We start from the raw sequence: 9,360 nt of genomic DNA, 5'->3' as shown, positions 1-9,360 counted from the left end.
AGTAGGCCCGTAGCTCAGTTGGCTAGAGCGCCACCTTGACACGGTGGAGGTCTGCGGTTCGAGCCCGCACGGGCCTACCATTCTTTTCAACAACTTCCGCTGGTTTCAACTCTACCAGGGTCTGTTTTGTGACGTGTTTTGTGACATTGGCCCCGTCCGAAGTCTTCGTTTGCGGGCGATTGGACAGAGCTTGGATCGCCGTTCGCTTTGCCTCCAGCTGGATGTGCGAGTAGCGTCGGAGCATTCGGGCGCTAACGTGTCCGGCGATGTCCATGATCACGCGATCAGGAACACCGGCCTCGCCCAGCGCTGAAATCGCAGTATGGCGCAGATCGTGAAATCGAAGCCCCTTCAGCCCCGCCTTTTTAACTAGTGTCCGCCAAGCCGTCCGCCAGCTTCCAACCGGCCGCGTAGGATCAAACTCCCAATCGATCCTTTCGAGGCGATTTCGGCCATGAAACTGGAACTTTGGGCGCAGGGCGCCGAAGACAAAATGCGATTGCTCAACCTACCCAAAGCTTTCAGCCCGACGCCGGAGTTTCCAAAGCGCCTCGAAAGATTCCCCATTGAGCGGGACCATCCGAACACCGGCGTCAGTCTTACTCCGCGGAATTTCCAGCGTCCGATTAATGAAATCAACGTTCCGCCAGTGCAAGGCGCAGAGCTCGCACTTTCGAGCAGTTGTGTTGACGGCAAGTACGGCTGCGCAGTACGCAGTCTCCCATTCGGGTTTCTGAGCGGCGACACGCAGCAGGCGAATCTGCTCCTCATGCGCCAATGCGCGGCCAATCGTTTGCGGCTCCCGCAGGGGCTTGATGCTATCGCCGATCAAGTGCCACAACCCGGCTTTCTTGAGAATGCGGCGGAGGCACCCAACCTCCATGTTGATGTAGGCTGGCCCGACACCGGCTTTGCTGCGCCACTCACGGTAAACCAAAACATCCTTCGCTTTGATAGTCAATAGCCGGCGGATTCCGAAATATTCCTTGAGCGCGACGGTTAGCTCGTTCTCTTTTGTGAGGCTGGACGCTGCGAGCTCCATTTTTCGACTGGCTAGATATTCGTCGGCAGCCTTGGTGAATGGCAATCGGCCGGCGCTGCGCTGTTGTGGAGCAATGTCGCCGCGCTCGGCCTTTTGAATCTCTCGCTCTTCGGCGCGTGCGGCCATCTCGGTATACTCGTCGGCAGCAAGAATTCTCCTGCCCTTTGTGTCCTTCAACGGCAGCCGGTATCGGACCCCGTTCACGCTAAAGTCAGCCCAATACCATTTATCGCGCTTCCAGAGTGACATCCTTCCGTTCCTTCCTTCTGGGTCGGCCACCCTTTTTGCCATTTGCACGGGCGATTTCACGTATGCGCTCGATTCCTAGGCGTTTTACACGCACGTCGTAGCTCCGCTTCCCCAGCCAGCTCGTGAATTTTCTAACGTCGTCCTGCGTCATACAAATATCCTAAACTATTTAGGTTATTTTTTCAAGGGAGGGTTGCGCTAGCCTTGCATGCGGGTTAGCGTTGTCCCGTCTAAGTCACGACACATTGATATTGGATAAGAGAGAGATAATGCCCGGCCAGAAGCAGACGACCTCCGCGCAGCTGCCTTTACGTACTCCAAGCCTTTCCGAAGTAGAGAAGCAACCACTTGGGAAAGCAGCCATTGAAAAATTGAGCGCTGCGGGGAGTGACCCGACGAGTTTGGAGATTTCAGTGGGCTTCGTTGTGCTAACCCGCATGATCCCAGTGATGCGGATTCCAGACCTCAAGGGATTTTCCCGGAAATCTCTGTCTCGAATTCCCCAGGAACTACGCTCGACGGCTACCATTCTTGAAAGAATTCGTGATAATCCGTTTTACAACGCTGCTCTGGAGAAATCCGTGCCCGGTCTCAGTTGGAACACGACAATTGCGGAGCTGCGGAAATACGCTGACGTTCTGGAGAGCTTGACGCGTGAGGTACGAGCGAGCATGCGCCAAAATCCTCGAGAGTGGGACCTGCGATTGATTTCGAGACGAAAGCTGATTGCGAACGTCGTGCGCGACACGGGCGAACCTCACTACAATTGGGTTGCCGACCTCCTGAATGCGGCCTATGCGGCGGCCAGCATCGATCCGTGCGAAGAAGCCTCAAACCTGCGACATTTGTGGGAAACACAAGTAAAGCGGAAGGCCAAGCATGCCCGCTATCGCAAAATGGCTCGGATGATGGCCTCCTGAGCCCTCCGTACCCCCAGTCTCGCGTCAGGCCCTAGGGCTAAAAAGGGAAGAACCTCGTCCCAAATTGTCCGGGGATCCTCCCACCACCCCATCCCTTGTTGGCGTACAACTGCCTGCATAAGTAATTGAGCGCGTATGCGCGCCAAGGAGAAACAATGGAAGCAAATAGGCGGGCCGAGCCGCTGAAGCAGGTGGCGGCGAGCTTCAACATTAGCTACGACACGTTATTGCGAGCGGCGAAGGCTGGCCGTGTCAAAACGATTCGATTTGGGAAACGATTGTTAATTCCTGCACTGGAGATCGAGCGGCTCTCGCAGGAAGGTTTGGCTCCCCGCACGAGCCAGGGGCGGTGACCTAATGACCGCCACGGTCAAGAACTTCACGTGCGAGCAGGTCGCCCGCGCGGCACTGGGTGGGCCGACGAAGCGTGCGGGCACTGAATTACTCTGGCGCTGTCCAAGGCACGAGGACAAGCACGAGAGTCTTTCCATCAACCCCCAAAAGAACGTGTTTCTCTGTGGGCCCTGCGACGCGAGCGGCACGGCCTGGGGTCTGGCGGCGTTCCTCGCGGGCCTTGATGCAGGCGATAAGCCTGGCGTTACTGCGTGGCTCACAGAGCGGGGGCTGTTAAAAGGGAAGAGGCCTGCTAAGACTGCGAGTGCAAAATCTTCAGGGGAGCGCGGGCATGTTGTCGCAACTTACGAGTACCGCGACGCTGACGGAAAACCTGCCGCCCGCAAACTTCGAATCGAGCCTGGGCCAGATGGAAAGAAGAAGACATTCGCGTGGCAAAGATGGGAGGTCGGCGCCTGGGTTGATGGGCTGGGTTCAGGGTCAGGTTCCATGAAGCCACCGCTCTACAGGCTCCCTGAAATCAAAGTTGTTCCATTCGTTGTGCTAACGGAAGGCGAAAAGGATGCCGATGCTGGCGCGGCCTTGGGGTTGCCCACCACAACCAGCGGGGGGACTGGAACTTTTCGTCACGATCATGCTGACGCGCTGCGCGGCAAAGACGTGGTGATTGTTTCTGATGCGGACGATCCAGGCCGCGAACACGCGCAGAAAGTCGCGGCAATGCTATTTGGGAAAGCTCTCTCCGTGAAGGTTCTCGAACTGCCCGGCGCGAAGGATTTGGCTGAAGCGATAGCAAAGGGCGTGTCACGCGACGTTCTGCATGCCCTGTTTGAGGACACGCCCGAATGGAAGCCCTCCACGGGCACGGAAGTTCTCGACAAGATCCTCGCGTTCATCCGCAAATTTGTTTCGCTGACGGAATCACAGGCACACGTGGTGGCGCTTTGGGCGGTGCACACCCACGCGATGGACGGGGTGGATTGCACGCCCTATCTTGCGATTACGTCTGCGGAAAAGGAGTCGGGCAAGTCGCGCCTGCTCGAAGTGCTCGAACTGCTCGTCGCAAACCCTTGGCTGACAGCGCGCGTCTCGGCAGCGGTTTTGGTCAGAAAGATCGACACCGAACGCCCCACGCTGTTGTTAGACGAGAGCGATACAGCGTTCGGTGCTGAGAAAGAGTATGCAGAAGCTCTGCGCGGAGTGCTCAACTCCGGCTACCGGCGCGGGGGCGCAGCATCGCTTTGCGTAGGTCAGGGCACGACTATCAGCTACAAGGATTTTTCTACGTTTTGCGCGAAGGCCATCGCTGGAATCGGCGGATTGCCAGATACGGTGGCCTCTCGTGCCATTCCAATTCGTTTGAAGCGTGCGAAACGCGGTGAGGCTATCGAGCGATTCCGCCGGCGCGACGCGCAAGCCGAGGCTGCAAGCCTGCGGGAACAGATGGGCGCATGGACTGTGCTGATCTCCGAGATCCTTCGCAGCGCTCGTCCCGAATTGCCGGACGCCCTAAGCGACCGGCAACAGGATGTTGCGGAGCCGCTGCTTGCAATCGCAGACGCAGCAGGGGGGAAGTGGCCCAAGATCGCAAGGCTGACGATAGTGGACCTCTGCGCCCAGGCGCAAGTTGGCAATCAATCCATCGGCGAGCAACTCCTAGCCGACATAAAGGAGATTTTCGAGGTTCGAGACGTGGACCGGATTTCATCCTCTGACTTGGCCACCGCCTTGGCGGAAATCGAAACTTCGCCATGGGGCGAATGGGGAAGAACGGGAAAGCCAATATCCGCTGCGAAGCTGGCCCGGCTGCTCCGGCCCTATGGAATCACGCCGGACACGATTCGCATTGCCGACAAAACGCCCAAGGGCTACACGTTGGAGGACTTCGCCGATGCCTTCGAGCGCCATCTGAGGGTATCCGCACCCCCGTGCCAAGATCCCCAAAGTGCAACAACGCAACAAAATGACGCTAACGTGACGGAGGAACAAGGATTAGAGGCAGGTTCCCGTAATGTTTCAAAGCGCAACATTGGTCAGGATGACGGGGGGCAAAACCGCGAAGAACTCAACAAGACTAGGCCTTGTGGCGTTGTTGCACTTTCGCTTGTCTCTGCAGGGGCTGGAGAGGACGAGGTGGTGCTATGAGCGCCATTGCCCAGATTCTGTCAGAGATTGAGCGGCGAGGTATCGTCGTCCGACTAGACGGCGAGAATCTCCGTCTCGCGCCACGGCGCGCGCTCGACCCGGAACTCCTCAAGGATATCTCCGACCACAAGACCGAAATCATGAGAGAAGCGGCTCGAAGGGGAGGTGTCCATCTTAGGAGCGGGTGGCCCCCGGAGTCTCTCGGCTCCGAGCGCCGTTTTTGTCAGCCGCACGCCAAGCTTTTTCCGTTCATCGGTTACAAGGTGCGGACGCCACAGGGGCCGGGGACGCTGCTACAAGCGTTCGCCGAGCGTGTGACCGTCGTGCTTGATACCGAACGCAGCAAATGCGCCATTTTCCTGCCGACCGAGGTAGAGCCGGCCAGCAAGGACGACTTCTAATGTTTAGAACGACGACCCAAAAGGAGGGGCAGGAAAAAGCCTTCGTGCGCGCCGATCTCATCGCCGCTGGAATCATCCGGTATCACAAGTACAAGCTCCTTAGTCCCAGGGAAATGCAGCAAGCACTCGAGATCCTCGCGGATGAACTCGCCAACATCGACGGCCAGGAGGAAGCGCTGGCGATTCGGACGAACATTGAAAGATGTGGCCTGCAAATCCCCAAGCCGAGCGCGCCTGTGCGTCTTGACGGTCCGGTTGGGCTGGATCCCACAGTAGAGATTGGCGATTCGGAGGGCCCGCAATCGTGCAGGATGCCGAAGAATGCTCACACTCAGGGCCACGGACATGCTCGTGTGCAAACCACTGCCGTCCTTGTCACGCAAGAACAAGAGTCTTACCCCTACGTGCGGCATGGTAACCATCAAGCCTCGGAAGAGGTCGAAATGCACATTCGAGAATTGCTCGGACGAGGCTGGAGCAAGAGCGCGATTGCCCGCGTTCTGCACGTGAATCGAAGGGTTGTCATTCGCGTTGCGCGGGAAGCCACACAGCGCCGGCGAGCGCAAAGTGCACAGTCCAGTAGCGATATAACGTCAAACCTTTTAGGAAAATCATAGGAGGAGCATGGGTGGATTCGGGAGCGGCGAGAGGAGTTCGAAAAGGACTACCGTGGAAGAGTGTCGGTCTCTGGACGCGGCCAGACTTTCACGACGGGGCGTGTTCGCCCGACACGGATACGCTGGAGATGCCTGGAAACTCACGTGGACCAACAGCTTTGGGGAACAGGTTCTAGCTCTGGTCTACTGGGTTGAGGTCGTGCCGCCCGACGATCTTGTGTTGCATCTCGTTGAAAGGGTGTGGCCGGATGGAAGCAAGACCAGCTTCCGGCAGGCCATTCCATTGGCGAAGACGCGGCCGAACTTTGGAGGGCGGCGTTGGTGGTTTGTGTGCCCGTTGACGGTGAATGGAGTGGCTTGCGGACGGAGGGTGCGGAAACTACATCTGCCGCCGGGTGCACAGTACTTTGGCTGCCGCAATTGTCACAGCTTGACCTATCGGAAATCACAAGAGCACGACCGCCGCGTGGACAATTTGCTCAGGAACCCCGACGCACTAGCCGCGGCACTGGATAGCAAGGACACGCGCAAAGAGTTTCTAGGGTTGCGCGCTGTACTGAAACTATACGGAATATCGTGACGACCTTGGCGACTCTTGGCACCCAGACCATCGAGCGAATTTGCGCCACGTTCAGCAGTCCGTGTGGCGCCGCACTTGACCGTTCGCCCGTTCGGTCAAGCTGTTGGCACGGGGGAGGTATGCCCACCCTCCCTCGTGAATCTTAACAGTTAGAGTTGCACTCGGAGTGGCCCGATGTGCTGGCACGAGGGCACCGGTCCAGTCGCCTCCCGTGTACTTGCCTAATTGGGCTTGTTCTTCGGGAGTGGCGGAACGGCCTTCGGCCTCGATGGCGCGAACGGTCTTAATGGCCTCGACGTTGCGGGCGTACTTGACCCGCGGACCCCCTGCTCCGATCTCGTCCTTGGCCGTAATGGCGTAGTCGAAGCCAGAGAGCTTGGATCTGGCTGCGGATTTGGGTCCACTCCGAGGCTCGGCATGTCCTCCTCGCTCGGAAGGAACAGGTGATTCTCCCTCACCGCTTCCCAGGCCTCGTCCGGTTCCATGCCGTTCCCGATCGCCCTCGCGTACTCGTTCTGCGTCTGCTCCACCGCGTTGTTCAGGTGTAGATTCAGCCGGCCGCTCCTCTGCATGGCGCTGAACATCTTCGGGCGGTAATTCGCCCAGTGCTCTTTCGCCTGGGCGTACCAAGGACTCTGGCTGTGGTCCCTCATTGGCGGCCTCCTTCTCGGCCCATGCATAGGTACCAGCTAGGCGCGCGGTCGATGGTCAAGACCGGCAGGAATAAAACTGATCAGAAATGCTGCAATCACAATAGCTCTTTGCTTCTCCAGAGTCGGTTCATACGTGGCCAAGACGCCTCCACCCGTGAAAGCAACCAGAAGACTCACTGCGAGAACTACCACCCAGCCCCTCAGCCCCGGCCACTCGTGGCGAAACTGACTTCCCAAGATGTGCGCGAAGTAAATCCAACCGGCAACCAAAAGGTATTTAAGCGCCAATTCAGCACCGAGGTCGATTCCCATGTGACTTTCGTACGGGCTCGCAGTTTTGCTTCATGTCGGCTATAGCCGATTTTTCGGCGATAGCCTACAGCCATAATTGCGTGCGTGTCCAGCGACATCTGCGTCCGGTTCGGGAAACGCCTACGGGCTCTCCGCAAGCACAAACAATGGACGCAGGTTTACATGGCCGAATACGTGGGGATGGACCGGAGCTTCATTTCTGATTTGGAGAACGGCCGAAAGGAAATCTGTATCCGAAACCTGGAACTGCTTGCCACCGCATTCGGCACGAGCATCTCAAAACTCATGTCGCGCCTTTAGAAATCTGCAAGGCTCTGCGCGCTTCCTCAAACCCTCAGCATGACTCGCAACGCCCACACAGCGACTACCGGGTAGGTGCCGTGGGCAATTCACAAGCAGTGTTCGGAGATCATCTTGGCAGTGCCGAAACCGGGCCGGGCTGCGCGCCTTTTCGGGGCCCGCTCACAGCCGGTCTTTTTCTTTGGCGGGGCAAATACCCGCACGAGTTTTCGCCAGTCGTAACCCGTTGAATCGACTACTGCCCTTGCATCGAGGCAGAACCTGCTGTTTGTGCCCTTCAACTCACCAAGCGAACGGTCCAACCTCTCATTGGCTCTCCGTTCGGCAAAGGTGACGCGTTTCCTTCAACTATGATCCTCCGTTTGTCCAAGAGGAATATCTCCCACACCAAATCAAACGGCACGTAAGTTTCGGCCCGTCTGCGCTGCCCTTTACTAAAGACGACCTTGTCAACCAGATTGAGATTCACCCCATTGCAAGCTAGTGACCCGTCCTCGATCACACCAGAATAGTGCTCCACAAATTCGTGCCATCGCGCCTCTTCGTCACAGAGAACGGAGGGTAAACCGAAAGCGTTCAAAAATTCCCGGAACTGTCCCTTGAAAGTATCCAGTAGGACAAAGTGATTGATGGCGCGGTTTTCAGCAGCTATGTCGGTACTTCCTGCGAGCACGCTGGCCACGAATGCGTCCACCTGTTCTAGGAACTCGCGCGTCGTCTTTGGAATGTCGAGATCCACGTGCAGTGCCCAATGGCAGTACATGTTTAACGCAAACGGGACTGGCCTATATCTTGGGAACAGTTTTCGGTGTCAAGGGCGGAGTGAAATTAGACCACTGGGGCGGAGGAAAACTAGACCAGATGAGTGTGCTGGAGATGGGGATTGGCAGGGAGGGTGGCGTCTGGAGCGGAGGCCTGCGGTCCGGTTTGCGGACCGCGTGTAGGCCGGAGCGGAAGACGCCACCCTCCGCGAGAGATGTGGTGGTGATTTAGCGGCTGGGTTGAGGGTTGCGTTTGTGCTTGCTCTGCTTGAGGCGGTAGCTCTCGCCGTTCATCTCCAGGATATGCACGTGGTGGGTGAGCCGGTCCAGTAGCGCGCCGGTCAGCCGCTCCGACCCCAGCACTTCGGTCCATTCCTGAAAGGGCAGGTTGCTGGTCACCAGCGTCGAGCCGCGCTCGTAGCGCAGGCTGAACACCTCGAACAGCAACTCCGCGCCAGTCTTCGATAGCGGCACGAATCCCAACTCATCGACGAGCAATAGTTCGTAGCTGGCCATCTGTTTCTGGAAGCGCAGTAGCCGCTTCTCGTCCCGCGCCTCCATCAGTTCGTGCACCAGGGCAGCAGCGGTCGTGAAGCGCACGCGATGGCCCTTTTGACATGCAGCGAGACCGAGCGCCAGTGCCAGATGCGTCTTGCCCGTGCCGGAATTACCCAGCAACAGCACGTTCTCGCGCCGCTGGAGAAATTCGCACCGTGCCAGTTCCAGCACCAGGGCCTTGTTTACGGACGGGATGCTCAGGAACTCGAAAGTGTCCAAGCTCTTGACCACTGGGAAGCGGGCCTGCTGGATGCGGCGCTCGGTAGCTCTCCGCTCGCGGTCCAACAGCTCCAGCTCCGTCATGCGCAGCAGGTAACGCGGGTAATCCACACTCTCGTCCGAGCACTGCCGCGCCACCTTGTCGTACTCGCGTAGAAAAGTGGGCAGCCGCAGCATCTTCAGGTGATGTTCCAGCAGCACCTGTGGCGTGTCTGCCGTTGCCGTGTTCGCCGTGCCGCTCATGAGTTC

General features: G+C 58.0%; 11 protein-coding genes, 1 tRNA gene and 1 pseudogene. 8 read left to right on the top strand and 5 right to left on the bottom strand.

All coding sequences use genetic code 11. From position 1 onward, the window contains the following. The first annotated feature begins 3 nt into the window (after positions 1–3). A tRNA-Val gene (locus tag VMU57_RS02950) sits at positions 4–80 on the top strand. 149 nt (positions 81–229) lie between these two features. Here VMU57_RS02950 and VMU57_RS02945 read toward each other — a convergent pair. After that, a pseudogene (locus VMU57_RS02945) lies at positions 230–1,042 on the bottom strand (tyrosine-type recombinase/integrase); the annotation flags it as partial. A gap of 518 nt (positions 1,043–1,560) precedes the next feature. Between VMU57_RS02945 and VMU57_RS02940 the strand changes: the two are divergent. The 6 genes from VMU57_RS02940 to VMU57_RS02915 all read left to right on the top strand — a co-directional run bounded on the left by VMU57_RS02940 (position 1,561) and on the right by VMU57_RS02915 (position 6,308). After that, positions 1,561–2,211: a hypothetical protein gene (locus VMU57_RS02940; RefSeq protein WP_325380618.1), complete on the top strand. Its 651-nt coding sequence runs from the start codon at positions 1,561–1,563 to the stop codon at positions 2,209–2,211. Positions 2,212–2,366: 155 nt separating this feature from the next. Next, positions 2,367–2,564 carry a hypothetical protein gene (locus tag VMU57_RS02935; RefSeq protein ID WP_325380616.1) on the top strand — a complete coding sequence of 66 codons (198 nt, stop codon included), beginning with the start codon at positions 2,367–2,369 and terminating at the stop codon, positions 2,562–2,564. A gap of 4 nt (positions 2,565–2,568) precedes the next feature. Continuing rightward, a complete protein-coding gene (locus VMU57_RS02930; protein WP_325380614.1) occupies positions 2,569–4,710 on the top strand; it encodes a DUF3631 domain-containing protein in 2,142 nt (713 codons plus the stop codon). Further along, positions 4,707–5,111, top strand: coding sequence for a hypothetical protein (locus VMU57_RS02925; protein WP_325380613.1), 405 nt, complete (start codon positions 4,707–4,709; stop codon positions 5,109–5,111). The genes VMU57_RS02930 and VMU57_RS02925 overlap by 4 nt, the downstream gene beginning before the upstream one ends. Next, a complete protein-coding gene (locus tag VMU57_RS02920; RefSeq protein ID WP_325380611.1) occupies positions 5,111–5,728 on the top strand; it encodes a hypothetical protein in 618 nt (205 codons plus the stop codon). The genes VMU57_RS02925 and VMU57_RS02920 overlap by 1 nt, the downstream gene beginning before the upstream one ends. Positions 5,729–5,828: 100 nt before the next feature. Further along, positions 5,829–6,308 carry a hypothetical protein gene (locus VMU57_RS02915; protein WP_325380609.1) on the top strand — a complete coding sequence of 160 codons (480 nt, stop codon included), beginning with the start codon at positions 5,829–5,831 and terminating at the stop codon, positions 6,306–6,308. Positions 6,309–6,359: 51 nt separating this feature from the next. Here the strand turns inward: VMU57_RS02915 and VMU57_RS02910 are convergent, their stop codons facing one another. Next, on the bottom strand, positions 6,360–6,938 hold the full coding sequence (locus VMU57_RS02910) for a hypothetical protein (protein WP_325380607.1): 579 nt from the start codon (positions 6,936–6,938) through the stop codon (positions 6,360–6,362). 59 nt (positions 6,939–6,997) lie between these two features. Then, positions 6,998–7,273, bottom strand: a complete 276-nt coding sequence (locus tag VMU57_RS02905) for a hypothetical protein (RefSeq protein ID WP_325380605.1) — start codon at positions 7,271–7,273, stop codon at positions 6,998–7,000. An 84-nt stretch (positions 7,274–7,357) separates the two neighbouring features. On the opposite strand from VMU57_RS02905, the gene VMU57_RS22940 reads away from it, so the two are divergent. Next, positions 7,358–7,573 carry a helix-turn-helix domain-containing protein gene (locus VMU57_RS22940; RefSeq protein WP_414648601.1) on the top strand — a complete coding sequence of 72 codons (216 nt, stop codon included), beginning with the start codon at positions 7,358–7,360 and terminating at the stop codon, positions 7,571–7,573. 277 nt (positions 7,574–7,850) lie between these two features. Here the strand turns inward: VMU57_RS22940 and VMU57_RS02900 are convergent, their stop codons facing one another. Together VMU57_RS02900 and istB are read right to left on the bottom strand one after the other, a co-directional pair. Further along, positions 7,851–8,312, bottom strand: a complete 462-nt coding sequence (locus VMU57_RS02900) for a hypothetical protein (protein WP_325380603.1) — start codon at positions 8,310–8,312, stop codon at positions 7,851–7,853. A 250-nt stretch (positions 8,313–8,562) separates the two neighbouring features. After that, positions 8,563–9,354, bottom strand: coding sequence for an IS21-like element helper ATPase IstB (istB, locus tag VMU57_RS02895; RefSeq protein WP_325380620.1), 792 nt, complete (start codon positions 9,352–9,354; stop codon positions 8,563–8,565). Positions 9,355–9,360 lie beyond the last annotated feature (6 nt).

This window comes from Edaphobacter sp. (assembly GCF_035532915.1).
Lineage (GTDB): Bacteria > Acidobacteriota > Terriglobia > Terriglobales > Acidobacteriaceae > Edaphobacter.
The sequence above is the reverse complement of the archived record's forward strand: the minus strand, read 5'-3'. Positions and strand labels throughout refer to the sequence as shown.